Here is a 24,368-nt window from a genome sequence, read left to right as displayed (position 1 = left end):
GATCCGGTGTATGGCGCGCGGCCGCTGAAGCGCGCGATCCAGTCGCAGCTGGAGAATCCGCTGGCGCAGCAGATCCTGTCCGGCGCGTTCGTCAACGGTGACACCATCGAAGTCGGCAATGAGGGTGGGCATTTGGTCTTCAGGAGTACCTGATAGAGCCGAGCGGGGTGACCATGTCGACAAGGGCCGGCACCGCTCGTGGCATTGCAGTTCCAGACAACCCAAGGTGAAGATGATGGGCAAGATCATTGGTATCGATTTGGGCACGACCAACTCATGCGTGGCGATCATCGAGGGCACAAAGGCCCGCGTGATTGAGAACTCAGAAGGCGATCGCACCACGCCGTCGATCGTTGCATACACCAAGGAAGGGGAAATCCTGGTGGGCGCAGCTGCCAAGCGCCAGGCGGTCACTAACGCGAAGAACACCTTCTACGCCGTAAAGCGCCTGATTGGACGTAAGTTTGAGGATCCTGAGGTCCAGAAGGACCTCAGTCTGGTCCCATTCAGCATCATTTCCCACGACAATGGCGACGCGTGGGTGGCTACCAGCGACGGCAAGAAGATGGCCCCGCAGGAAGTCTCGGCCAAGGTGCTGGAAAAGATGAAGAAGACCGCCGAGGACTTCCTCGGTGAGAAGGTCACCGAGGCGGTGATCACCGTGCCGGCCTACTTCAACGACAGCCAGCGCCAGGCGACCAAGGACGCCGGTCGCATCGCCGGCCTGGACGTCAAGCGCATCATCAACGAGCCGACCGCGGCTGCGCTGGCCTACGGCCTGGACAAGGGCGACAACAAGGATCGCAAGATCGTGGTGTACGACCTGGGCGGCGGCACCTTCGACGTCTCGGTGATCGAGATCGCCAATGTCGACGGCGAGAAGCAGTTCGAAGTGCTGGCCACCAACGGCGACACCTTCCTGGGTGGCGAAGACTTCGACAACCGCGTCATCGAGTACCTGGTTGAAGAATTCAACAAGGACCAGGGCATCGACCTGCGCAAGGATCCGCTGGCCCTGCAGCGCCTGAAGGATGCTGCCGAGCGCGCCAAGATCGAGCTGTCCAGCGCCCAGCAGACCGAAGTGAACCTGCCGTACGTCACCGCTGACGCGTCGGGTCCGAAGCACCTGAACATCAAGCTGACCCGCGCCAAGCTGGAAGCACTGGTGGACGACCTGATCAAGAAGTCGATCGAGCCGTGCCGCGTCGCCCTGAACGATGCCGGCCTGCGTTCGAGCGACATCAGCGAAGTGATCCTGGTCGGCGGCCAGACCCGCATGCCGAAGGTGCAGCAGGCGGTGACCGAGTTCTTCGGCAAGGAACCGCGCAAGGACGTCAACCCGGACGAAGCCGTGGCACTGGGTGCGGCGATCCAGGGCGGCGTGCTGGGCGGCGACGTCAAGGACGTGCTGCTGCTGGACGTGACCCCGCTGTCGCTGGGTATCGAAACCATGGGTGGCGTGTTCACCAAGATCATCGAGAAGAACACCACCATCCCGACCAAGGCCTCGCAGGTGTTCTCCACCGCCGAGGACAACCAGTCGGCCGTGACCGTGCACGTGCTGCAGGGTGAGCGCGAACAGGCCCGCTTCAACAAGTCGCTGGCCAAGTTCGACCTGTCCGGCATCGAGCCGGCCCCGCGTGGCCTGCCGCAGGTGGAAGTGTCCTTCGACATCGACGCCAACGGCATCCTGCACGTGTCGGCCAAGGACAAGAAGACCAACAAGGAGCAGAAGGTCGAGATCAAGGCCGGTTCGGGCCTGTCCGAGGAAGAGATCGCGCGCATGGTTGCCGACGCGGAAGCCAACCGCGAAGAAGACAAGAAGTTCCAGGAACTGGTGCAGGCCCGCAACCAGGCCGACGCCCTGATCCACGGCACCCGCAGCGCCATCACCGAGCACGGCAGCAAGGTCGGCGGCGATGTCATCGGCAAGGTCGAGGCGGCGCTGGCCGACCTGGAAACCGCGATGAAGGGCGACGACAAGGCACAGATCGAAGCCAAGTCGAAGGCACTGGAAGAAGCTGGCCAGTCGCTGTTCGCCGCTGCTTCGGCCGACCAGGGCGGTGCCCCGGGGGCCGACGCCGGCAATGCCGGCAAGGCGCAGGATGACGTGGTCGACGCTGAGTTCACCGAAGTCAAGGACGACAAGAAGTCCTGATCCGGACCGACGCGGGACGCTGGCCACCAGCGTCCCGTTGTCGCATCAGGGTCCTGACCGCCCACCGGCGTGTCGGGGCGCCCGACGCAAGAGCGGACCTGGTTCCGCTCTTCCGCTTTGACGAATCCCGACTTTCCGGAACCCGATTCACGATATGAGCAAGCGCGATTACTACGAAGTGCTGGGCGTTGCCCGCACCGCCACCGACGACGAGCTGAAGAAGGCGTACCGTCGCTGCGCGATGAAGTTCCATCCGGACCGCAACCCGGGTGATGCGGCGGCCGAGGCCTCCTTCAAGGAGTGCAAGGAAGCCTACGAAGTGCTGTCCGACGGCAACAAGCGCCGCATGTACGACAGCCACGGCCACGCCGCGTTCGAGCACGGCATGGGCGGCGGCGGCCCGGGTGGCCCGGACATGAACGATATCTTCGGCGATATCTTCGGCAACATCTTTGGCGGGGGCGGCGGTGGCCCGCGCCAGGCCCGTCGCGGCGCCGATATCGGCTACGTGATGGAGCTGGACCTGGAAGAAGCCGTGCGCGGCGTCGAGCGCCGCATCGAGATTCCGACCCTGGCCGAGTGCAGCGACTGCGATGGCAGTGGCTCCGAGGACGGCAAGGTCGAGACCTGCAATGTGTGCCATGGCCGCGGCCAGGTGCGCATCCAGCGCGGCATCTTCGCCATGCAGCAGGCCTGCCACAACTGCGGCGGCCGAGGCCAGATCATCGCCAAGCCCTGCAAGACCTGCCACGGCAACGGCCGCGTCGAGGAAGACAAGGTGCTGTCGGTGAAGGTGCCGGCGGGCGTCGATACCGGTGACCGCATCCGCCTGCAGGGCGAGGGTGAAGCCGGGCCGGCCGGTACGCCGCCGGGCGACCTGTACGTGGAAGTGCGCGTGCGCGAGCATGCGATCTTCCAGCGCGATGGCGACGACCTGCACTGCGAAGTGCCGATCCGCATCTCGCAGGCGGCACTGGGTGACACCGTGCGCGTGGCTACCCTCGGCGGCGAAGCGGAGATCCGCATTCCGGCCGAGACCCAGACTGGAAAGCTGTTCCGCCTGCGCGGCAAGGGTGTGCGTTCGGTGCGCAGCCGCAGCGAAGGCGACCTGTATTGCCGCGTGGTGGTGGAGACTCCGGTCAACCTCACCACCGAACAGCGCAAGCTGCTGGAGCAGTTCGAAGCCACCTTCGTCGGCGAGGAAGCGCGCAAGCATTCGCCGAAGTCGGCCACCTTCATCGACGGCGTGAAGGGCTTCTGGGACCGGATGACGTCCTGAGTTTTTCAACCGGAGCGTTGAGCGGAAGCGCCGGGCCATGCCCGGCGTTCTCGTTTGCGATCCGCGATGGTTTCCGCCGGGCATGCGCCGCGATGGTGGATCCACGCCATGCGTGGACGGCGTTACCGAAAAAACGCCGCAGGTGTCTGCCCCAGCTGGCGCTTGAACATGCTGGTGAACGCGCTGGGGCTGTCGTAGCCCGTCGCCAGCGCGACATCGATGACCTTGTCGCCGACCGCCAGCCGTTCCATCGCGGCCAGCAGCCGTGCCTGCTGCCGCCACTGGCCGAAGGTCATGCCCAGCTCGTTGGCGAAATGCCGCTGGATGGTTTTCACGTCCACCTCCAGCGCCTGCGCCCAGTCCTGCAGCGTGGCGTCATCGCCCGGGTGCTTCTGCAGGTGCAGGCAGATCCTCTGCAGGCGCGGGTCGGTTGGCGCGGGCAGGTGCAACGGCAGCACGTCCATGCGGTGCAGCTCATCCAGCAGCAGGCGGACCACGCGGCCATCGCGGCTGTCCTCGATGTGCTCGCCCTTGACCAGCGTGGCGGCCTGCAGCAGCTCGCGCAGCAGGGGCGAGACCTGCACCGCGAACGGTTCGGCGGGCAACTGCGGGGCGAACGACGGGTCGATGTACAGGCTGCGCATGTGCACGGCGGCGATGCAGTCCACCGCGTGCACCATGCCGGCCGGCATCCAGATCGCGCGGTTCGAGGGCACCACCCAGCGGCCGACTTCCGAGCGCACCACCATCAGGCCGGAGATGGCGTAGACCAGCTGGTGGCGCTGGTGCTTGTGCCCGGGAATGTGGGTACCTACCGGGTACTGGGTAACCCGATAGGTGACCGGGCGATGCAGTGGAACCTCCCGCCAGGGCGCGGCCGGATCGACGTCACTGGCAATGTCCTTTTTGCGATAGGGCATGACCTGAACGCGGCAGAAGGGAGGGAGGGGCAACCGTAGCATGCGTGGCTCGCCCCCAACCTGACTGCGTCCATGTCGACCCTGGCTTCTCCCGCAACGACCTCACGCCCGGCGGCCCCCGGCGTGCTGGCCGCCATTTCCACCTCGCACGTCGTCAACGACATGATGCAGTCGCTGATCCTGGCCATCTATCCGGTGATCAAGGGCGGCTTCAATCTCAGCTTCACCCAGATCGGCCTGATCACGTTGACCTACCAGCTCACTGCGTCGATCTTCCAGCCGTTGATCGGTGTAGCCACCGACCGCCGCCCGGCACCGTATTCGCTGCCGATCGGCATGGCTTCGACCCTGTGCGGGATGCTGTTGCTCGGCTTCGCACCGAACTACGCGATGGTGCTGCTGGCAGCGGCAATGGTCGGCATCGGCTCGGCGATCTTCCATCCGGAGGCCTCGCGCATCGCGCGGCTCGCCTCGGGCGGCCGTCATGGCTTCGCGCAGTCGGTGTTCCAGGTGGGGGGCAATTTCGGTACCGCGTTGGGCCCCCTGATTGCGGCGGCAGTGATCGTGCCGTACGGCCAGCATGCCGCGTCGTGGTTCGCAGGCGCGGCCCTGATCGGCATCGCATTGCTGACCTATGTCGGCCGCTGGTACGCGCTGCATCTGGGCACGCCGCGCCCAGCCAGTACCGCCTCGATGGCGCCGCGCCATCCACCACGCACGGTGGCCAAGGTGCTGGCGATCCTGCTGGTGCTGATCTTCAGCAAGTACTTCTACATGGCCAGCATCGGCAGCTACTTCACCTTCTACCTGATCCACCATTTCGGCATTCCGGTGGCGCAGGCGCAGCTGCACCTGTTCGCGTTCCTGGTGGCGTCCGCCGCTGGCGGCTTCCTCGGCGGCCCGTTGGGTGACCGGATCGGCCGCAAGCCGATCATCTGGACCTCGATCCTCGGCGTGGCGCCGTTTGCGTTGATGCTGCCGCATGCCGACCTGTTGTGGACGACGGTGCTCGCGGTGCTGATCGGCTTCGTGCTGTCTTCGGCGTTCTCGGCGATCGTGGTCTATGCGCAGGAGATGATGCCGCACCGCATCGGCATGGTGTCCGGCCTGTTCTTCGGTTTCGCGTTTGGCATGGGCGGACTGGGTGCCGCCGTGCTCGGCCTGTTGGCGGACAGGACCAGCATCGAGTACGTCTACCAGTTGACCGCGTTCCTGCCGTTGCTGGGCATCGTGGCGGCGTGGCTGCCGCCGTCGCGGCCTGCTGCTCACTGAGGGGGTTTGGTTTGCAGGGCTTGCAGCCCTGCACCCGCAGAGGCAACGGCAACAGACGAAGCGCGCTATCCGTGGATTGGCGGGGTGGGTCCGGTTGCGGGGGACGCCGTGAATACGTCCCTGTAGGCTCGGTCGCGCCATCCATGGCGCTCACGCCCCCGCAACCGGACCCACCCCGCCTTCGACAGTTTCCTGCGATTTGTCGGAACGGTGTACTGCTCTGGTCGGTGTCGATCTTGGTCGACACGGTAGATAAATGCCATGCGTGGATGAATTCATTCGATATCTGACAGATGTGTCGACCAAGGTCGACACCCACCAACAGCCGCAGTTACCAACAGCCGCGTGAACCTGTCGAAGGCGGGGCGGTGTCGGAGTGCGGGGTGTCAGCCGCATGGATGCGGCTGCCAAGCCTACACGGACGTACTTGCGGCGTCCCCGCATTCCGACACCGCCCCGCCACCCCACGGATAGCTCGCTTTTGCCGTTGCCGTTGCTTGCAGCTTCGGCAGGTGCAGGGCTGCAAGCCCTGCCGAAAACCCCCTTGGGCGTAGAATGCGGCCATGAGCGAATCCCTTGATAACCACCTGGTCCACGGCCGCCGCCAGCGGCCCGACGGCCCGTCGCCGATCGATGTCATCTCGGTCCAGTCGCAACTTGTCTACGGCCACGCCGGCAACAGCGCTGCCGTACCGCCGATGCGCGCGCTGGGCGTGCGTGTGGCAAGCATTCCGACGGTGCTTCTCAGCAACGCGCCGTTCTACGACACCACGCGTGGCCGCGTGCTGCCGGCCGACTGGTTCGCCGACCTGCTGCTGGGCACCCACGAACGCGGCCTGCCGCAGCGGGCGAAGATGCTGGTTTCCGGCTACTTCGGCAGCACCGCCAACGGTGCCGCCTTCGCAGACTGGCTGGACGACATCCTGCCGGGCTGCCCGCAGCTGCGCTATTGCCTGGACCCGGTGATTGGTGACACGCACACCGGCCCCTACGTGGAACCCGGGCTGGAAGCGATCTTCGCCGAGCGCCTGCTGCCGCATGCCTGGCTGGTGACGCCGAACGCTTTCGAACTGAATCGCCTGACCGGCATGCCGGCGCTGGCCGAGGCCGATGCCCTCGCCGCCGCGCGCACGCTGCTGGATCGCGGCCCGCATTGGGTGATCGCGCACAGCGTGGGCGGCACCCCGGGTGAACTGGTGACCCTGGCCGTCGGCCGCGAGGAAACCTGGCGCTGGACCTCGCCGCTGCTGCCGGTGGACGTGGCGGGTACCGGCGATGTGCTGATGTCGCTGGTGGTGTCGTTCCTGCTGCGCGGCGAATCGATGCAGCAGGCGATTTCGCGTGCGATTGCCGGCACCCATGCGGCGCTGGAGGCGACCCTGGACAACGGCTTCGAGGAATTCGACGTGGTCGCCGCCGCGCCGGCGGCGCTGGCCGAAGGAATGCGCTTCCGCGCCGAACGCGTGGCATGAGCGGCCTGGACCCACGCACGCCGCGCACGGTCGGCATCGTCGGCAGCGCTGGCGCCTACGGGCGCTGGCTGACCCGCTTCTTCCAGCAGCACCTGCAGCTGCAGGTGATCGGCCACGATCCGGCCGACCCAGGTTCGCACACGCCGGAACACCTGCTGGCGCAGGCCGATGTGCTGGTGTTCTCGGCACCGATCCGGCACACCCCGGCGTTGATCGCCGAGTACGTGCGACAATCGGCGGGCCGCGAGCAGGGCAGGCTGTGGCTGGATGTGACCTCGGTAAAGGAGGCGCCGGTGCAGGCGATGCTGGCCTCGCAGGCAGAAGTGGTCGGCCTGCACCCGATGACCGCGCCGCCCAAGGCGCCGACCCTGAAGGGCAGGGTGATGGTGGTCTGCGAAGCGCGGCTGCAGCTCTGGCAGGCGTGGGTCGATACGCTGTGCGCCGCGCTGCAGGCCGAGTGCGTGCGGGCCACGCCGCAGCACCACGACCAGATGATGGCGCTGGTGCAGGCGATGGTGCATGCCACCCATCTGGCCCAGGCCGGCGTGTTGCGCCAGTACCAGCCGCAGCTGGGCGATCTGGCTGCGATGATGCCGTACCGTTCGGCATCGTTCGAGCTGGATACGGCGATCATTTCGCGCATCCTGTCGCTCAACCCGGCAATCTACGAAGACATCCAGTTCGGCAACCCGTATGTGGCGCCGATGCTGGAGCGGCTGGTGGGCCAGCTGCAGGCCCTGCAGGCGCAGGTCGGGCAGGGGGACGACCGTGCACGTGATGCCTTCCGCGAGCAGCTGCTGTCGGCCAATCGCAGTGCTTTCGGTGAGCAGGCGCTGGCGGACGGTAACTATACGTTCGAACGCGTGGGCTATCTGCTGGCCGATCTGACCGAGCGCAACGCGCTGTCGGTGCACCTGCCGGAAGACCGGCCCGGCTCGCTGCGCGAGCTGCTGAACGTGTTCGAGCAGCATCGCATCAGCCTGGCCTCGATCCATTCCTCACGTACGCCCGGCGGCGAAGTGCACTTCCGCATCGGGTTCATCGCCGGCAGTGATCCGGCCGCGATCACCCGGGCGGCCGCGGAAGTGGATGCCAGCGGCATCGGGCGGGTGCTCGGCTGACCACATTCATCCACAGGTGGTGTGGATGGATCCTGAGCAAATGTGTGGATAACCTCGCTCAGCCCTTGCTGGCAAAGGCTGTCAAGATGCCTGGCGAAAAATTGGCCACGCTTCTTTGTAGGGTCGAGCCATGCTCGACTGCTTTTGGCGACAAGCGTGTCGACCCAGGTCGACACCTACCAGAGCGGAGGATGGAGATCCGGTAGCGCGAGCGCGGAGCAGCACGAATGCGGTAGCGCCGGGCCATGCCCGGCGAACCTCAAATCGTCAACCGCAGTTCACCACCACTGGTGGTGAACTCGCGTCCATTGCGCACCAGCTGGCGCCCGTCATCCAGCTCATAGCGCGGCGTGGCTTCGGAGTGGTGCCCGCTGCCGTTCGCCTCGGGCTTGAATTCGATGATGATGTGGCTTTCGCCATTACTGTCGACGGCGGGGAACTGACGGAACGACATCGCGTACCTCCTTCAGCGGATGCTGCGGGTGCGCGGCCAGCTTGGTCTTGCCGATGTTAGCCGGCCGTCATCAATCGATGAACTGCAGTCGTGCCAGTTCAGCGTACAGTCCGCCTTCGGCCAGCAGCTGCGCATGGGTACCTTCGGCGACGATACGGCCCTGGTCCATCACCACGATGCGGTCGGCCTTGAGCACGGTGGCCAGGCGGTGGGCGATGACCAGCGTGGTGCGACCGGCCATCAGCCGCTCAAGTGCCTGCTGCACGCCATGCTCGCTCTGCGCATCCAGCGCGCTGGTGGCTTCGTCCAGCAGCAGGATCGGCGCATTCTTCAGCAACGCACGGGCGATCGCCACGCGCTGTTGCTGGCCACCGGACAGGCGCGCACCGCGTTCGCCCAGCTCACTGTCGTAGCCTTGCGGCAATGCCCGCAGGAAGCCATCGGCCTCTGCTGCACGTGCGGCGTCCTCGACCTCGGCGTCGCTGGCCTGCAGCCTGCCGTAGCGGATGTTGTCGCGTGCACTGGCTGCGAACAGCGTCGGCTGCTGCGGTACCAGTGCCAGCTGCGCGCGCAGCTCGGCCGGATCGACCTGGCGCACGTCGATGCCATCCACGCAGATGCGGCCGCTGGCCGGATCGTGGAAGCGCAGCAGCATCGACAGCACCGTGCTCTTGCCTGCGCCCGATGGGCCGACCAGGGCCACGGTCTCACCCGGACGCACATGCAGATTGAAGTGGTCCAGCGCGGCCTGATCCGGGCGCTGCGGGTAGTGGAACACCACGTCGTCGAACTGGATTTCGCCGCGTAGCGGTTGTGGCAGTGCGTGCGGCTGCGCCGGCGCACGGATCTCGATGTCTTCCTGCAGCAGCTCGCCGATACGGCCCATGCCACCGGCCGCACGCTGCAGCTCGTTCCACACTTCGGCCAGGGCGCCCACCGAGCCGCCGCCGATCAGCGCGTACAACACGAACTGGCCCAGCGTGCCGGCACTGAGGCGGCCGTCGATGACATCGTGCGCGCCCAGCCACAGCACGCCAACGATGGCGCCAAATACCAGCAGGATGGCGCTGGCGGTAACCAGCGATTGCGCACCGATGCGCCGGCGTGCGGCACTGATGGCATCGCCCAGCGCCTTGTCAAAGCGCCCGCGCTCATAGGGCTCGCGCGCATGCGCCTGCACCGTGCGCACGGCGCCCAGCGTCTCGCTGGCCAGGCTGTTGGCATCGGCGATGCGGTCCTGGCTGCTGCGCGCAACCGTGCGCAGCTTGCGCGCGCCGATGATGATCGGCAGCACCGCCAGCGGGATGCCGAGCAGTGACCACGCGGCCAGCCGCGGGCTGGTGACGAACAGCATCGCCAGGCTGCCGACCACGGTGACGCTGCTGCGCAGGGCGACTGACATGGTCGAGCCGACCACGCTGCGCAGCAGTTCGCTGTCGGCGGTCAGGCGCGAGACCAGTTCGCCGCTGCGGCTGCGGTCGTGGAAACCGGCGCCGAGCTGGATCAGGTGTGCGTACAGGCGGCTGCGCAGGTCGGCGACGACCTTCTCGCCCAGCAGCGACACGAAGAAGAACCGTGCGGCCGTCGCCAGCGCCAGCACCACCGCCACCAGCATCAGCAGGGCGAAGGCACGGTTGATCTGGCCACCGCTGGTGAAGCCGTGGTCGATCATCTGCTTCACGGCGGGGGGCAGGCTCAGCGTGGCGGCCGAAGAGACCGCCAGGGCCAGCAGCCAGGCGGTGAACAACCCGCTATGGCGGCGCACGAACGGCCACAACGTCCGCAGGCTGCCGAGGCGGCGCAGCGGCGGGGTCGAGGCAGGGGCGTCGTCCTTGTCAGTCATCCTGGGTGTCGTCTTGTATGCGGATACGGTCACGGGTGGCGTCGCGCAGGCGGATTTTCAATGCATCGACCTGATCGGCCGGCAATTCGGCCCGCAGGCACACGCCGTTGGCATCGAACCGTTCATCGAGCTTCCCGGCGCCGAAGGCGGGCAGGGTGGCGTGCAGGGTGCCCAGGTCCTCGAAGCCGGCCAGCAGCTGCAGCCGGGCCATCGCCACCAGGGGCAGGCGGGGGGCGGTGCGCAGGCACTCGGCGGCAGCGCCACCGTAGGCGCGCACCAGTCCACCGGCGCCCAGCTTGATGCCGCCGAACCAGCGCGTCACCACCACCATCACGCGGTCGAACCCCTGGCCATCGATCGCCGCCAGGATCGGTCGTCCGGCCGTTCCGGCGGGCTCGCCGTCGTCGCTGGAGCGGTAGTCCTGGCCGTACCGGTAGGCCCAGCAGTTGTGGGTGGCATCGGCCACCGCGACCTGCTGCAGGAACGCCATGGCCGCTGCGGCGCCTTCGATCGGCGCGGCATGGGCGATGAAACGGCTGTGTTTGACTTCCAGCGTGTGGCTGACCGGCTGGGCGAGAGTATCGAGCATTCCCGCCATTCTACGGGGTTGCCGGGTATTCCCGTCCGCTTCAGTCGTCCAGCAGTGGGCGCAGGTCGCGCGGCAGGCGGGCTTCCGGATACTGCTGCACGTAGCGCTCCAGGCTGGCGCGGGCCACATCGCGCTGGCCGTCGTCGCGTCGCGCGCGGATTTTCTGCAGCCACTGCCGGCGCGGCAGTCGCGCGTCGGCGTCCACCTCGGCCTGCACGGCATCCGCGCTCAGGCCCGCATCGCTGCCGCGGCGCATGATGCCCGGTGCGGAACGGCTGGGCGCCTCACGCTTCATCGAGGTGATCTCCACCCGATCCAGCGCCTGCGCCCGCTCGGCCGAGGCCTCGGCGGCATTGGCTGCCGAGGCCTCGGCCGTGCGTGCTTTCATTGCCCCGGACGCTGCAGGCGCGAATGCCGGTGCGGGTGCCGAGTAGGCGGTCGGTGCAGGTGGCGCTGGCGGTGCTGCAGCCGGAGCGGGCGGGAGCGTCGCAAAGGAGGTGTCGGCGGCCGCATCCGCAGCCTTGGATCGTGCGGCCTGGGCTGGCACTTCAGCGGTCTTGGCCGGCGCAGGCTTGTGCGCACGCGCGATGGCCGGTGCCGGGGCAGCGGAAACAGGGGCGGACTCGGGTGCTGCCGGCGCAGCGGCTGGTTCCGCAACCGCCACTGCGCTGTGGGCCGAACCACTTCCAGCGGCCTGATCGGCAGCCGCGACGTCTTCTGCCGCAGCCGGTGCTGCGGCAACAGCAGTCTCGCCCGCCGGAACCGGCGGCGGTTCAGGACGCAGCTGCCAGGCGATGCCGATGGCGAACACCATCGAAGCGGCGATGCCGAACACCGCTGGCCAACGCGGGCCTGTGCGCTGCTTGCGCGGCGCCTCGGGAGAGGCGGCAACATCGGTACCCGGAACGTCCACGGCGGCACGCGCCGCAGCCAGGATGGCGGCGTCCAGTGCGGCCGGTGGTGCCTGCTCGGCGCGACGGCCGAGCAGCCGGGCCAGCTCGCGTTCTTCCGGCGTCAGCGGTTCGTCTCGGTTCATGCGTTCAATCCCGCACGCAGCTTGTCCATCGCATAGCGCAGCCGCGATTTCACGGTTTCCCGGCCTACGCCGGTGATCTGGCCGATCTCCTCCAGGCTCAGTTCCTGATCCAGCCGCAGTTGCAGCACTTCGCGCTGCTCCGGCGGCAATTGCTCCATCGCCAGCTGGATGTGGCGACGTTGTTCGAATTCGGAAAGTTCGGCTTCCGGGGTCTGCCCGTCCTCGATCGCGGCCAGGCGCAGGTCGGCGTCGGCCGGCGCGGCAGGGCGATGGCGGGCGGCGCGCCAATGGTCGTTCAGGCGATTGTGGGCGATGCGGAACAGCCAGGTGCTGAACGCCGCTTCGGGCTGCCACCCGGCACGGGCGCTGATCACCCGCTGCCAGACGTCCTGGAAGATCTCCTCGGCCAGCGCGTTGTCGCGCAGTTGGCGCAGCAGGAAGCCGAACAGTCGTTTGCGATGGCGCGCATACAGGCTTTCGAACGCGTGCAGGTCGCCGCCGGCCCAGGCCAGCATCAAGGCTTCATCGGTTGGCAGTGCGCTGGCTTCCACGGCGTACAGGGTAAGGCCTGCAGGCGATGGCGCATAGCCGGTGGCAGGGGCGGGCAGGGCGAGGGTCATGGCTCGGAAGGGGCTGCGGACGGCAGGAAAAACGTACGGGCGCACGATTCGGGGTTTACGGGCTTCCATTGCCCCCCGGGTGGCGCGCTATGCTCGTCGACTCAGGGGAGGCGACGCATAGACGGCGCCAAGAGATTGTCATTTGTCCACGCATGCTGAACCGGCGGAAGAGCCACCACACGAGGCCGTGCTGAGCACGGCGCTGGTGCGCGCGTTGCATGCGCTTTTGCCGGAAACGGCTGTGGTCCGCGTCGGCTGGGACGACCCGCAGCTCGGGCGTGGTCAGGACGGGTGGCCGGCCGACGGGGCGGCAGGCGCGTTCACTGCGCCGGGCATCGGCGACGGCTGCCATGGCTGGAAACATGACGGTGCACGCCTGCAGCTGTCGGTGGAAGGCGCCGTGCCTTCCGCGGCATGGTGGGGGCTGGCCCGTCAGGCCATGGAACTGGCACTGCAGCGTGGCCGCCAGGCCGGGCAGATCAAGGCGCTGGAAGAGGCTGAACGGTTGCAGCAGGCGCTGTTCCAGATCGCCGATCTGGCCGGCGCCGATCTGGAGATGTCGGAGATGCTGCGTCACGTGCACGGCGTGCTCGGCACGCTGATGTATGCGGAGAACTGCTACATCGTTGAATACGATGATGTGCGTGACCAGATCCGCTTCCTGTACTTCGCCGACCAGGTCGACGATTTCGTCGCCGACCCGTCGCAGAGCCATGACGCCGCCGAGATGCCGCGCAGCCTGACCGTCGCGCTGCTGCGCCACGGCAAGCCGCTCAGCGGACCCTCGCGCGAACTTCTGGCACGCGTGGTCGAGCAGGAGCACGACCCGCAGCGTGGCCCCGAGAGCCTGGACTGGCTGGGTGTGCCGATGCTGCGCGATGGCCGGGTATGCGGCGCAATCGTGGTGCAGAGCTATGAGCTGGCGGCCCGTTATGGCGAGGCCGAGCGGGCGTTGCTGGGCTTTGTCGCGCAGCACGTGCAGACTGCGATGGACCGGCGCCAGGCGCAGGTCCGGCTGGAGCAACAGGTGGAGCGGCGCACGCTGGAACTGCAGCGTGCCAACCGCAGCCTGCAGGATGAAGTGGCGGAGCGCCGGCGCGCCGAGCAACTGCAGACCGCGCTGTACAACATTGCCGAAATGGCGATGTCGGCCGACAGCCTGGCCCAGTTCTACGGGCAGGTGCATGGCGTGGTCGGGCGCCTGCTCGATGCGCGCAACTTCTACATCGCGCTGGTGAACGGAAGCGGCAACGGCCTGGACTTCGTCTATTCGGTGGACGAGCACAATGCCAGCCGTGCACCTCGTCCGTTCAGTCGCGGCCTGACCGAATACGTGGTGCGCAACCGGCGGCCCCTACTGGCCTCACGCGCCCAGATCGATGCGCTGCTGGCCAGTGGCGAGGTGCGTGAATCCGGCGCGCGCTCGCATTGCTGGCTGGGCGTGCCGCTGCTGCGCGATGACGAGGTGGTCGGTGCGATCGTGGTGCAGAGTTACAGCGAGAACAGTACGTTCAGCGTGCACGATCAGCGGCTGCTGACGTTCGTTGCGCAGAACATCGGAACCGGGTTGGCGCGCCAGCGCGACCAGCAACGGCTGCGTTTGGCGCATGCTGAACTGGAAAAGCGCGTGGAGGAACGCACGCGTGAGCTGGCCGAGGTCAACGAGAAGCTGCTCGGCCAGATCGGCGAGCGCCTGCGGGCCGAGCAACGCCTGACCCATCAGGCCATGCACGATGCGCTGACCGGCCTGCCCAACCGGCTGCACCTGCTCGATCGCCTGCAGGATGCGCTGGCGCTGGCCAAGCGCGAGGGTGGGCCGGTGTTCGCCGTGCTGTTCCTCGACCTGGATCGCTTCAAGCTGGTCAACGACAGCATCGGCCACGCCGCGGGTGACCGCATGCTGGTGGAGGTGGCCAAGCGCATCGTATCGATGGCCGGTGCCGATGACGTGGTGGCACGGCTGGGCGGTGATGAATTCGCGGTGGTGCTGCAATGCCCGCAGGGCCTGGCACAGGCGCTGGATTTCGGCCAGCGCTTGTTGCTGGCATTGCAGGAATCGATATGGATCGCCGGCCGCGAGTTGTTCCCATCCGGCAGCCTGGGCATCGCGTTGTGGAATCCGCGCTACCGTACCGGCGAGGAACTGCTGCGTGATGCGGATGCGGCGATGTACCGGGCCAAGGCACAGGGCCATGACCGCTGCGCGATCTTCGACGAGGACATGCGTGAACAGGCCATGCGCAGCCTCGACCTGGAAGCCGATCTGCGCCGCGCGATCAACAACCGTGATTTCGTTCCGTTCTTCCAGCCGATCGTGCGCCTGTCCGATGGCGAAGTGGTGGGACATGAGGCATTGCTCCGCTGGCAGCACGAGCGTCGTGGCCTGCTGTTGCCTGGCGCGTTCCTGGAGCTGGGAGAGGAAAGCGGCCTGATCGAACAGGTCGACTGGCTGATCTACGAGCAGGTCATCGCGCGCCTGGCCGAAGGTGGGCAGAGCTATGTCTCGGTGAACGTTTCGCCGCGCCATTTCCGCTCGGCCGAGTTCAGCGACCGCCTGTTCGGCCTGCTCGACGCGTCTGGCGCCGATCCGCGCCGGCTGCGGCTGGAGATTACCGAGGTCGCGCTGCTGGACGATGCGCCGCACACACTGCGCATCCTGCAGGGCCTGCGCGAGCGTGGCATCCAGGTGCAGCTGGACGACTTTGGTACCGGCTTCTCTGCGCTGTCCTACCTGCACCGATTCCCGATCAGTACATTGAAGATCGACCAGAGTTTCATCGCCGGCCTGCACGGGCCGGAAGTGCAGAGCACGCGCGCGCTGGTCGAAGGCGTGCTGTCACTGGCCCGCACCCTGGGCATCGAAACCATTGGCGAAGGCATCGAGACCGAGGCGCAGCGGCAGGCACTGCGCGAACTCGGTTGCGATTATGGCCAGGGCTACCTGCTGGGCCGTCCCGCACCGTGGGCGCGGACGCTGGCGTGAGCCACCGCGACGGTTCACTTCAGCGCAGAGCCGAGCGACGTTTCTCGTCGATCCACTTCGAGGCCTGGGCCGGCTGGTAGTTCTGCATCCACACCAGCATTTCCTCGATGTCCGAGCCGTACCAGAGGTCCTGGCGCTGGTCCGGATGCAGGAAACGCTCTTCCACCATGCGGTCGATCATGCCGATCAGCGGCGCGTAGAAACCTTCCACATCCAGGAACGCGCACGGCTTGTTGCCGATGCCCAGCTGGCGCCAGGTCAGCATCTCGAAGATCTCTTCCATGGTGCCGAAGCCACCGGGCAGGGCAACGAAGCCATCGGCGAGGTCGAACATGCGCGACTTGCGCTCATGCATCGAGCCGACGATCTCCAGTTCGGTCAGGCCGCGGTGGGCCACTTCCCAGTCGGCCAGCTGGCGCGGGATCACGCCGGTCACCTCGCCGCCAGCGGCGAGCACGGCGTTGGCCACGGTGCCCATCAGGCCAACGTTGCCGCCGCCATACACCAGGCGCAGGCCATCGCGGGCGATGCGATCACCCAGGGCAATGGCGCGTTCGGTGTAGGCCGGCTTGCTGCCAGCGTTGGAACCACAGTACACACAGATCGATTTCATGGATCTTCTGTCTCTTGACCGGAAACGAAAACGCCCCGTCACCGACCGCAAGGCGGTCAGAGACGGGGTGTCCTTGGATTATGAGCCCTTCTGTAGAGCCGAGCCATGCTCGGCTGCTCTTCGTTCAGATCGCGGCAAAGGCCAGCCGAGAATGGGCTATGCCGGTCGTCCTGACCGGCACCCTTCGGGCCGTCGCCAGCGACGTTGGCAGCGGCCCCTGCCGCTGCCTTCGGCTCTACGTACGTAAGCGGCGGCTTACGCCGCCGCGGCCTGCTCGCGGCGCGGGCCTTCACGCAGGGCACGTCCCACCATGCCGACCAGCAGGTCCAGCTCCTGGCTGTCCATGCCGAAGTGCGGGGTGAAGCGCAGCGAGTTCTCACCACCGTGAATCACGTTGATGCCGTGCTGGCGCAGCCATTCCTCGGTGGAGTTGGCGCCGTAACACTTGAACTGCGGCGCCAGCTCGCACGAGAACAGCAGCCCGGTGCCCTGCACCTTGGTGATCAGGCCACCCAGCTCGCTCTTGAGCTGTTCCAGCTTGCGCACGGCCTCGGCGCCACGTTCGGCGATGTTGGCGCGTACCTGTGGGGTCAGCTGGGCCAGGGTGGCGCAGGCCACGTCCAGCGCACGCGGATTGCTGGTCATGGTGTTGCCGTAGATGCCCTTGCGGTACAGCTGCGCGGCATGCTCGGTCACCGCCAGCACCGACAGCGGGTACTGCGCGGCGTTGAGCGCCTTGGAATAGGTCTCCATGTCCGGCGGGTCAAGGCCTTCAAAGCCGGGGTAATCGACCACCGACAGCACGCCATGCGCGCGCAGGCCTGCCTGGATCGAGTCGAGCAGCAGCAGGCTGCCGTGTGCACGGGTCAGCTCACGGGCAACGGCATAGAACGACGGCGGCACCGAACGGCCCGGGTCGCCCTCGCCCATCACCGGCTCCAGGAATACGGCTTCGATGAACCACTGGTTGCGCGCGGCATCCTCGAACACCTTGCGCAGGCCGGCCTCGTCGTAAGGCGCCACGGTGATCACCGAGTCCTCGCCGCGGTAGCTGGCCAGGTGCTGCATGTAGCTCTTGCGACTGGAATCCGAATAGAGGGCAGGGCGGTCGGTACGGCCATGGAAGCTGCCCTTGACCACCACGCGCTTGATCGCAGCGCCGGCGTGACGTGCGCCAGGATCGGTCTGCAGCTTGGCGTTGACGTCGGCGATGCGCGCGGCCAGGCCGACGGCTTCGGAGCCGGAATTCAGGCACATGAAACGGGCGAACGGGCAGCCGCCACGGCGGTGGCCGATCTCGGCACGCAGGGCGGTGATGAAGCGCTGCTGCGACAGGCTGGGGGTCATGATGTTGGCCATCACCTGTGGGCGCGCCATGGCTTCCAGCACGGCGTCCGGGGTGTGCCCGAAGCCGAGCATGCCGTAGCCGCCGGCGTCGTACAGCACGGCGCCCTTCAGGGTGACCACCCATGGGCCGCGCGCGGCCAGCGCCACGTAGGGGGTTACCGCGTCATCGGCATAGAAATTGACGAATCCGTCCTGCATCGCGTCGATCTGTGCCTGTTCGTCCTGCGCCAGCAGCGGCCCCAGGTCGGCCTGCACACGCGCGAATTCCTCGGCGGCGGCGTCCACGGCGGCGATCAGCTGCGGGTGGTTGGCGGACAGGGCGGTCAGGGTGGCATCGTCCAGGCCGGTGGTGAGGCGGGTGCCGGGCTGGTTGCGCAGGGGGGCGAGGCGTTCGATGAAGCTCATTGCAGATCTCCTGAAACAATGGGTCGCACGGGCCATCAAAAGCAAAACGCGCGTCATCACGCGCGCTTGGGGCAGGCTCGTGCAGCGGACTTCCGGTTCGATGCTAGCACTTGTTTTTTTGCGCGATAACCCCGTAGAAACCTGCTGCATAGCAGCATTTTGCGCGACGTTCGCCGCGAAGTGCGCCGGCTCGCAGACGCTGGACGTACAATGCGCGCCATTGTCGACCTGTTGCCGCCCACCGCCTTGAAGAAGTCCGATTTCCATTACGACCTGCCGGCTGAACTGATCGCGCAGGCTCCCCTGGCCGAACGTTCCGCCAGCCGCCTGCTGGTGGTACCACCGGCGCCCGGTGCCTTCACCGACCTGCAGGTGCGCGACCTGCCGTCGCTGCTGCAGCCGGGCGACCTGCTGGTGTTCAACGACACCCGGGTGATTCCGGCGCGCCTGTTCGGGCAGAAGGCCAGCGGCGGCCGCGTGGAGATCCTGATCGAGCGCCTGCTCGGCGCTCAGCAGGCGCGTGCGCAGGTCGGCGCCAGCAAGTCGCCGAAGGCCGGCAGCCGCATCGTGCTGGATGCCGGTGGCGAAGCCGAGGTGCTGGGCCGCGATGGCGAGTTCTACGTGCTGCAGTTCCATGTGCCGGAATCGCTGGAACAGTGGCTGCTGCACGCCGGCCGCCTGCCGCTGCCGCCCTACATCCAGCGCGAGCCGGGCGTGGACGACCGCGAGCGCTACCAGACCGTGTTCGCGCGCGAGGTGGGCGCGGTGGCGGCACCGACTGCCGGCCTGCATTTCGACGAGCCGCTGCTGGCGGCGCTGAAGGACAAGGGCGTGGAGTTCGGCCACGTCACCCTGCACGTGGGCGCGGGCACCTTCCAGCCGGTACGCGCCGATGACCTGAAGGACCACGTGATGCACCGCGAGTGGCTGAACGTCGGCGCCGAACTGGTGCAGCAGATGCGGCGCACGCGCGCCGCCGGCGGCCGGGTGATCGGCGTCGGCACCACCGTGGTGCGCGCGCTGGAAAGCGCGATGCGCGATGGCGAACTGCTGCCGTTCGCCGGCGAGACCCAGATCTTCATCACCCCGGGCTACCGCATCCGCAGCGTCGACGCGATGGTGACCAATTTCCACCTGCCCGAAAGCACGCTGCTGATGATGATTTCGGCGTTTGCAGGCAAGGACCGCGTGTTCGAGGCCTACCAGCACGCGATCGAGCAGCGCTACCGCTTCTTCAGCTACGGCGACGCCATGCTGCTGTTCCCGCAAGCGGGGTAGGGCGCTGACCTCTGCCTGCTTGTGGTGGGTGCGCACCATTGGTGCGCACTTGCAGGTGCCTGGAGACCAGGAAAGCCACGCATGGCGTGGTGGCTCTACTGCCGTGCCGTTCAGGCCTGAATGGGCGGTCGCCCCGGTTTTGGGAGACAATGAGCGACTATTTGCCTGAATGACCGCTCCATGTCCCGACTGCAGTTCCAGCTCCAGACCCGCGACGGCCGTGCCCGCCGTGGCCGCCTGACCTTCCCGCGTGGCACGGTGGAAACGCCGGCCTTCATGCCGGTCGGGACCTATGGCTCGGTCAAGGGCATCCTGCCGGACCAGGTGCGTGCACTGGGTGCCGAGATCATCCTCGGCAACACCTTCCATCTGTACCTGCGCCCGGGCCTGGACATCATCGCCGACCACGGCGGGCTGCACGGCTTCTGCCGCTGGGATGGCCCGATCCTGACCGATTCGGGTGGTTTCCAGGTGTTCTCGCTGGCCCATCGACGCAAGATCACCGAGCAGGGCGTGACCTTTGCCTCGCCCACCGACGGCGCCCGCGTGTTCCTCGGTCCCGAGGAGAGCATGAAGATCCAGAAGGTGCTCGATTCGGACATCGTGATGATCTTCGACGAGTGCACCCCGTATCCGGCCACCGAAGACGTTGCCCGCCGTTCCATGGAGCTGAGCCTGCGCTGGGCCCAGCGCAGCCGCAACGCGCATGACGAGCTGGGCAACGACGCGGCCTTGTTCGGCATCGTCCAGGGGGGCGTGCACACCGACCTGCGCAGCCGCTCGGCCGACGCCCTGCAGGCGATCGGCTTCGACGGCTACGCCATCGGCGGCCTGGCCGTGGGCGAGCCGGAGCACGAGCGCAATGCCATGCTCGACCACCTGGATCCGGAGCTGCCGGGCGACCGGCCGCGTTACCTGATGGGCGTGGGCCGGCCGGAGGACCTGGTCGAGGGCGTGGCGCGCGGCGTGGACATGTTCGACTGCGTGATGCCGACCCGTAATGCGCGCAACGGCCACTATTTCACCTCGTTCGGCACCGTTCGCATCCGCAATTCCCAGTACGCGCGGGACATGGACCCGATCGAGCCGGGCTGCGGCTGCGTGGCCTGCACCGGCGGTTACACCCGGTCCTACCTGCGCCACCTGGACCGCTGCAACGAGATGCTGGCGCCGATGCTGGGCACCCTGCACAACCTGTTCTATTACGAAAAGCTCATGGCCGACATCCGTGCCGCGATCGAGGCGGGAACCTTCCTGGCCTTCCGCGAGTCCTTCTACGCGGCACGCGGAGCGGTGGCCCCGCCGCTGTAACCCCGACGCCCCCCTGCCGAACGGCCCAAGGACGAACGCCCGGGGCCGTGGCATACTTCAAGGCTGACCCAGATCCGCGGTCGACACCCCCGCCCCTCAAGGGACGGGAGCGCCGCCCAACCAAAGGACCAACGATGAACCTGCTTGCTTTCCTGATTCCCGCCGCCCACGCCCAGGCCGCCGGCGGCCAACCGCAGGGCATGGGCCTGACCACGCTGCTGTTCCCGATCATCCTGATCGCCATCATGTACTTCCTGATGATCCGCCCGCAGATGAAGCGGCAGAAGGAGCACAAGGCCATGCTGGAGAAGATCAAGCGCGGCGATGAAGTGCTGACCAACGGCGGCATCGCCGGCAAGGTCACCGACATTGGCGACCACTTCATCACCGTCGAAGTGGCCGACAACGTGCGCATCCGCGTGCAGAAGGGCGCTGTCGGCAGCGTGCTGCCGACCGGCACCCTGGATTCGGCCAAGTAAGCCACTCCCTTTCCGAAGCACAACCGCGGCGCCGGGGATGGCGCCGCGCGGGACCCAAGCAATGCTCGAATTTCCACGCTGGAAGTACGTCGTCATCCTGATCGTACTGGCGCTCAGCGCGCTGTATGCGCTGCCCAACATCTACCAGAAGGACCCGGCCATCCAGATCACCGCCAACCGTGGCGGGCAGATCGACGATGCGCTGCGCGACCGTGTGCTGGCCGACCTGAAAAAGGCCGGCATCGCCACCATCGGTGCCGAAAAGGAAGGGGAAAGCCTGATCGTCCGCCTGTCGGACCTGAAGTCGCAGTCCGCTGCCAGCGACGCCCTGCGTGACACCGTCGGCGAGAAGTACACCGTGGCGCTGAACCTCGCTTCGACCGTGCCGGACTGGCTGGCCAACCTCGGCGGTCGCCCGATGGTGCTGGGCCTGGACCTGCAGGGCGGCGTGCATTTCGTGCTGCAGGTCGACCAGAAGGCTGCCCTCGACAAGCGCCTGGATGCCTATACCGAAGACGTGCGCAGCACCCTGCGTGACGCGCGCATCGCCTACCAGTCGGTGGAACGCCGCGCCGATAACAGCATCGTGGCCAACCTGAGCCCATCCGCCGGCGATGACGCCGCGCAGCGTGCCCGCGCCGCGCTGGTCAAGGCACAGCCGACCCTCGGCTATGACGTCAGCGGCAACCGCATCACGGTCACCGTGCCGGAGACCGAGATCACGCAGATCGCCAACGGCGCCATCGAGCAGAACATCAACACCCTGCGCAACCGCGTGAACCAGCTCGGCGTGGCCGAGCCGATCATCCAGCGCCAGGGTGCCGACCGTGTGGTCGTGCAGCTGCCGGGCGTGCAGGACACCGCCGAAGCCAAGCGCATGATCGGTGCCACCGCCACCCTGGAGTACCGTGCGGTGGTTGAAGGCAATGCGCAGGACGCCATCAACTCCGGCCGCATTCCGCCGGAAGCGAAGGTCTACCAGCAGCGTGACGGCCGCGGCCCGATCCTGCTGAACAAGCGCGTGATCGTCACCGGCGACCAGATGGTCGGTGCGCAGGCGGTGACCGATTCGAACAGCGGCTCGCCGGCCGTCAGCGTGACGCTGAACAACGTCGGTGGCCAGCGCATGTTCGACTTCACCAGCGCCAACGTGAACAAGCCGATGGCGGTGGTCTACACCGAGCGCGTGCCGACCGTAACCGTCGTCGACGGCCAGGAAGTGCGTGGCTTCAAGGTCAACGAGGAAGTGATCTCGGTGGCCAACATCAACGGCGTGTTCGGCAAGAACTTCCAGACCACCGGCCTGCAGAAGAAGGAAGCCGAAGACCTGGCCAAGCTGCTGAAGTCGGGTTCGCTGGCTGCGCCGATGGACTTCGTCGAGGAGCGCGTGGTCGGCCCGAGCCTCGGCGCCGAGAACGTCAAGAACGGCATGCGCGCGGTGGTGTTCGCGTTCCTGTTCACCCTGGTGTTCTTCAGCGTGTACTACCGCATGTTCGGTGTGATCACCTCGGCAGCGATGCTGTTCAACCTGCTGATCGTAGTGGCGGTGATGTCGCTGTTCGGTGCCACCATGACCCTGCCGGGCTTTGCCGGCCTGGCGTTGTCTGTCGGCCTGTCGGTGGACGCCAACGTGCTGATCAACGAGCGTATCCGTGAAGAGCTGCGAGCCGGCGTGCCGGGCAAGACGGCGATCGTGACCGGTTACGAGCGTGCCTCGGGCACCATCCTCGACGCCAACCTGACCGGCCTGATCGTCGGCGTGGCGCTGTTTGCATTCGGTACCGGTCCGCTGAAGGGCTTCGCGCTGACCATGATCATCGGTATTTTCGCCTCCATGTTCACCGCGATCACCGTGTCGCGTGCGCTGGCGACGCTGATCTACGGCCGCCGCAAGAAGCTCCAGAACGTGGCCATCTGACGGGACGACACGCACAATGAAACTGTTTCCGCTGCACATCCTCCCGAACGACACCAAGATCGACTTCATGCGTTGGCGCCATGTCGCCATGGCAGTCACCATCGTGGTGTTCCTGGCCTCGGTCGCCATCATCGGCATCAAGGGCTTCAACTACGCACTGGACTTCACCGGAGGCACCCTGATCGAAGCCCGCTTCGACAAGGCGGTGGATGTTGAGCAGGTCCGCACCAAGCTCGAGCAGAGTGGCTTCGAAGGCGCCCAGGTGCAGAGCGTCGGTGGCAACACCGACCTGCTGATCCGCCTGGCCCCGCACGGCGAGCATGCTCCGGGTACCGGCGACGCCGCCCACGAGGACAAGGCCACGGCCGCTGCCGTGGTGAAGGCGTTGTCCACTGCCGACAATCAGGCCACCGTGCTCCGCAACGAGTTCGTGGGCCCGCAGATCGGCAAGGACCTGGCGATGAATGGCCTGTATGCCACCATCTTCATGCTGGCCGGCTTCCTGATCTACATCGCGGTGCGCTTCGAGTGGAAGTTCGCGGTCACCGCCAGCATCGTGGCGATGTTCGACCTGATCGTGACGGTCGCTTACGTGTCCCTGCTGGGCCGTGAGTTCGACCTGACCGTGCTGGCCGGCCTGCTGTCGGTGATGGGCTTTGCGATCAACGACATCATCGTGGTCTTCGACCGCGTCCGTGAGAACTTCCGCAGCCTGCGCGTGGACTCGATGGAAGTGCTAAACCGTTCGATCAACCAGACGCTGTCGCGTACGGTGATCACTGCCGTGATGTTCTTCCTGTCGGCGCTTGCCCTGTATCTGTACGGCGGCAGCTCGATGGAAGGGCTGGCCGAGACGCACATGATCGGCGCGGTGATCGTGGTGCTGTCCTCGATCCTGGTGGCGGTGCCGATGCTGACGATTGGTGTGCTGCGCGTGAGCAAGCAGGACCTGCTGCCGAAGGCGAAGGACGTCGAGGCCCTGGCCCGTCGCCCGTAAGCGTTCGCGCTGCACGCAACACACAGAGAACCCCGCGCAAGCGGGGTTTTTTGTGTGCAGGGCTTGCAGCCCTGCACCCACGGTAGTGCCGGCCGCTGGCCGGCAACAGCAACAGCGAGTATTCCGTGGGTGGGCGGGGCGGTGTCGGAGTGCGGGGACGCCGCAAGTACGTCCGTGTAGGCTTGGCAGCCGCTTGCTCGTGTGCGCTTTCCTGCGCACACGGCAAGACCGGGGTTGGGCGTCCTGCCCAACCCGCCCGAGGCATGCCTCGGG

Annotated in this window: 20 protein-coding genes; 12 read left to right on the top strand and 8 right to left on the bottom strand. The window is 66.8% G+C overall.

All coding sequences use genetic code 11. The features are described from left to right. The 3 genes from AC5P5V_RS17555 to dnaJ all read left to right on the top strand — a co-directional run. Positions 1 to 153, top strand: a 153-nt coding sequence (locus AC5P5V_RS17555) for a ClpB D2-like domain containing protein (protein WP_495215970.1), incomplete at its 5' end; no start/stop codon positions are given. Between the two features lie 82 nt (positions 154 to 235). Further along, complete coding sequence (dnaK, locus tag AC5P5V_RS17550) at positions 236 to 2,158, top strand: molecular chaperone DnaK (protein WP_495215969.1); 1,923 nt, start codon at positions 236 to 238, stop codon at positions 2,156 to 2,158. A gap of 154 nt (positions 2,159 to 2,312) precedes the next feature. Then, on the top strand, positions 2,313 to 3,437 hold the full coding sequence (gene dnaJ, locus AC5P5V_RS17545; RefSeq protein WP_061477935.1) for a molecular chaperone DnaJ: 1,125 nt from the start codon (positions 2,313 to 2,315) through the stop codon (positions 3,435 to 3,437). A gap of 122 nt (positions 3,438 to 3,559) precedes the next feature. Here the strand turns inward: dnaJ and AC5P5V_RS17540 are convergent, their stop codons facing one another. Continuing rightward, complete coding sequence (locus AC5P5V_RS17540; protein ID WP_061477934.1) at positions 3,560 to 4,357, bottom strand: AraC family transcriptional regulator; 798 nt, start codon at positions 4,355 to 4,357, stop codon at positions 3,560 to 3,562. 72 nt (positions 4,358 to 4,429) lie between these two features. Between AC5P5V_RS17540 and AC5P5V_RS17535 the strand changes: the two genes are divergently transcribed. The 3 genes from AC5P5V_RS17535 to AC5P5V_RS17525 all read left to right on the top strand — a co-directional run bounded on the left by AC5P5V_RS17535 (position 4,430) and on the right by AC5P5V_RS17525 (position 8,222). Beyond that, positions 4,430 to 5,629 (top strand): MFS transporter, encoded by a 1,200-nt coding sequence (locus AC5P5V_RS17535; protein WP_005416188.1) that lies wholly within the window; start codon positions 4,430 to 4,432, stop codon positions 5,627 to 5,629. A gap of 563 nt (positions 5,630 to 6,192) precedes the next feature. Further along, positions 6,193 to 7,101, top strand: coding sequence for a pyridoxal kinase (pdxY, locus tag AC5P5V_RS17530; RefSeq protein ID WP_061477932.1), 909 nt, complete (start codon positions 6,193 to 6,195; stop codon positions 7,099 to 7,101). Continuing rightward, positions 7,098 to 8,222 (top strand): prephenate dehydrogenase, encoded by a 1,125-nt coding sequence (locus AC5P5V_RS17525; protein ID WP_134968926.1) that lies wholly within the window; start codon positions 7,098 to 7,100, stop codon positions 8,220 to 8,222. The genes pdxY and AC5P5V_RS17525 overlap by 4 nt, the downstream gene beginning before the upstream one ends. 259 nt (positions 8,223 to 8,481) lie before the next feature. Here the strand turns inward: AC5P5V_RS17525 and AC5P5V_RS17520 are convergent, their stop codons facing one another. The 5 genes from AC5P5V_RS17520 to AC5P5V_RS17500 all read right to left on the bottom strand — a co-directional run bounded on the left by AC5P5V_RS17520 (position 8,482) and on the right by AC5P5V_RS17500 (position 12,659). Next, positions 8,482 to 8,676, bottom strand: coding sequence for a hypothetical protein (locus tag AC5P5V_RS17520; RefSeq protein WP_005416191.1), 195 nt, complete (start codon positions 8,674 to 8,676; stop codon positions 8,482 to 8,484). Positions 8,677 to 8,746: 70 nt separating this feature from the next. Then, positions 8,747 to 10,519, bottom strand: a complete 1,773-nt coding sequence (locus AC5P5V_RS17515; protein WP_061477930.1) for an ABC transporter transmembrane domain-containing protein — start codon at positions 10,517 to 10,519, stop codon at positions 8,747 to 8,749. Next, a complete protein-coding gene (locus AC5P5V_RS17510) occupies positions 10,512 to 11,108 on the bottom strand; it encodes an IMPACT family protein (protein WP_061477929.1) in 597 nt (198 codons plus the stop codon). Before AC5P5V_RS17510 ends, AC5P5V_RS17515 begins: the two co-directional genes overlap by 8 nt. A gap of 40 nt (positions 11,109 to 11,148) precedes the next feature. Beyond that, on the bottom strand, positions 11,149 to 12,144 hold the full coding sequence (locus tag AC5P5V_RS17505) for a hypothetical protein (RefSeq protein WP_061477928.1): 996 nt from the start codon (positions 12,142 to 12,144) through the stop codon (positions 11,149 to 11,151). After that, a complete protein-coding gene (locus AC5P5V_RS17500; protein ID WP_231352748.1) occupies positions 12,141 to 12,659 on the bottom strand; it encodes an RNA polymerase sigma factor in 519 nt (172 codons plus the stop codon). Before AC5P5V_RS17500 ends, AC5P5V_RS17505 begins: the two co-directional genes overlap by 4 nt. A 247-nt stretch (positions 12,660 to 12,906) precedes the next feature. Between AC5P5V_RS17500 and AC5P5V_RS17495 the strand changes: the two genes are divergently transcribed. After that, positions 12,907 to 15,747 carry a bifunctional diguanylate cyclase/phosphodiesterase gene (locus AC5P5V_RS17495; protein ID WP_231352675.1) on the top strand — a complete coding sequence of 947 codons (2,841 nt, stop codon included), beginning with the start codon at positions 12,907 to 12,909 and terminating at the stop codon, positions 15,745 to 15,747. 19 nt (positions 15,748 to 15,766) lie between these two features. Here AC5P5V_RS17495 and AC5P5V_RS17490 read toward each other — a convergent pair whose 3' ends face one another. After that, positions 15,767 to 16,360 carry an LOG family protein gene (locus AC5P5V_RS17490; protein ID WP_005416197.1) on the bottom strand — a complete coding sequence of 198 codons (594 nt, stop codon included), beginning with the start codon at positions 16,358 to 16,360 and terminating at the stop codon, positions 15,767 to 15,769. Positions 16,361 to 16,615: 255 nt separating this feature from the next. Next, entirely contained in the window at positions 16,616 to 18,112 is a 1,497-nt protein-coding gene (locus AC5P5V_RS17485) for an aminotransferase class III-fold pyridoxal phosphate-dependent enzyme (protein WP_134968677.1), read from the bottom strand. A gap of 210 nt (positions 18,113 to 18,322) precedes the next feature. On the opposite strand from AC5P5V_RS17485, the gene queA reads away from it, so the two are divergent. From queA to secF, 5 genes are all read left to right on the top strand, one after another. Further along, complete coding sequence (queA, locus tag AC5P5V_RS17480; protein WP_134968678.1) at positions 18,323 to 19,390, top strand: tRNA preQ1(34) S-adenosylmethionine ribosyltransferase-isomerase QueA; 1,068 nt, start codon at positions 18,323 to 18,325, stop codon at positions 19,388 to 19,390. Between the two features lie 180 nt (positions 19,391 to 19,570). Next, positions 19,571 to 20,701, top strand: a complete 1,131-nt coding sequence (gene tgt, locus AC5P5V_RS17475) for a tRNA guanosine(34) transglycosylase Tgt (RefSeq protein WP_014646826.1) — start codon at positions 19,571 to 19,573, stop codon at positions 20,699 to 20,701. A gap of 134 nt (positions 20,702 to 20,835) precedes the next feature. Further along, the gene (gene yajC / locus AC5P5V_RS17470) at positions 20,836 to 21,180 is read left to right on the top strand and encodes a preprotein translocase subunit YajC (protein ID WP_005416201.1); all 345 of its coding nucleotides are present in this window, start codon (positions 20,836 to 20,838) and stop codon (positions 21,178 to 21,180) included. 61 nt (positions 21,181 to 21,241) lie between these two features. Continuing rightward, positions 21,242 to 23,098: a protein translocase subunit SecD gene (gene secD, locus AC5P5V_RS17465; protein ID WP_005416202.1), complete on the top strand. Its 1,857-nt coding sequence runs from the start codon at positions 21,242 to 21,244 to the stop codon at positions 23,096 to 23,098. A 16-nt stretch (positions 23,099 to 23,114) separates the two neighbouring features. After that, positions 23,115 to 24,095: a protein translocase subunit SecF gene (secF, locus tag AC5P5V_RS17460; RefSeq protein WP_049413603.1), complete on the top strand. Its 981-nt coding sequence runs from the start codon at positions 23,115 to 23,117 to the stop codon at positions 24,093 to 24,095. Positions 24,096 to 24,368 lie beyond the last annotated feature (273 nt).

The sequence above is a fragment of the Stenotrophomonas sp. YJH_SMC_130 genome, assembly GCF_059369035.1.
The sequence above is the reverse complement of the archived record's forward strand: the minus strand, read 5'-3'. Positions and strand labels throughout refer to the sequence as shown.

Bases quoted from the DNA above. Each gene is read 5' to 3' on its own strand.
- dnaK (WP_495215969.1), top strand. From the start codon at position 236: ATGGGCAAGATCATTGGTATCGATTTGGGCACGACCAACTCATGCGTG.
- dnaJ (WP_061477935.1), top strand. From the start codon at position 2,313: ATGAGCAAGCGCGATTACTACGAAGTGCTGGGCGTTGCCCGCACCGCC.
- AC5P5V_RS17540 (WP_061477934.1), bottom strand. From the start codon at position 4,357: ATGCCCTATCGCAAAAAGGACATTGCCAGTGACGTCGATCCGGCCGCG.
- AC5P5V_RS17535 (WP_005416188.1), top strand. From the start codon at position 4,430: ATGTCGACCCTGGCTTCTCCCGCAACGACCTCACGCCCGGCGGCCCCC.
- pdxY (WP_061477932.1), top strand. From the start codon at position 6,193: ATGAGCGAATCCCTTGATAACCACCTGGTCCACGGCCGCCGCCAGCGG.
- AC5P5V_RS17525 (WP_134968926.1), top strand. From the start codon at position 7,098: ATGAGCGGCCTGGACCCACGCACGCCGCGCACGGTCGGCATCGTCGGC.
- AC5P5V_RS17520 (WP_005416191.1), bottom strand. From the start codon at position 8,676: ATGTCGTTCCGTCAGTTCCCCGCCGTCGACAGTAATGGCGAAAGCCAC.
- AC5P5V_RS17515 (WP_061477930.1), bottom strand. From the start codon at position 10,519: ATGACTGACAAGGACGACGCCCCTGCCTCGACCCCGCCGCTGCGCCGC.
- AC5P5V_RS17510 (WP_061477929.1), bottom strand. From the start codon at position 11,108: ATGCTCGATACTCTCGCCCAGCCGGTCAGCCACACGCTGGAAGTCAAA.
- AC5P5V_RS17505 (WP_061477928.1), bottom strand. From the start codon at position 12,144: ATGAACCGAGACGAACCGCTGACGCCGGAAGAACGCGAGCTGGCCCGG.
- AC5P5V_RS17500 (WP_231352748.1), bottom strand. From the start codon at position 12,659: ATGCTGGCCTGGGCCGGCGGCGACCTGCACGCGTTCGAAAGCCTGTAT.
- AC5P5V_RS17490 (WP_005416197.1), bottom strand. From the start codon at position 16,360: ATGAAATCGATCTGTGTGTACTGTGGTTCCAACGCTGGCAGCAAGCCG.
- AC5P5V_RS17485 (WP_134968677.1), bottom strand. From the start codon at position 18,112: ATGAGCTTCATCGAACGCCTCGCCCCCCTGCGCAACCAGCCCGGCACC.
- queA (WP_134968678.1), top strand. From the start codon at position 18,323: ATGCGCGCCATTGTCGACCTGTTGCCGCCCACCGCCTTGAAGAAGTCC.
- tgt (WP_014646826.1), top strand. From the start codon at position 19,571: ATGTCCCGACTGCAGTTCCAGCTCCAGACCCGCGACGGCCGTGCCCGC.
- yajC (WP_005416201.1), top strand. From the start codon at position 20,836: ATGAACCTGCTTGCTTTCCTGATTCCCGCCGCCCACGCCCAGGCCGCC.
- secD (WP_005416202.1), top strand. From the start codon at position 21,242: ATGCTCGAATTTCCACGCTGGAAGTACGTCGTCATCCTGATCGTACTG.
- secF (WP_049413603.1), top strand. From the start codon at position 23,115: ATGAAACTGTTTCCGCTGCACATCCTCCCGAACGACACCAAGATCGAC.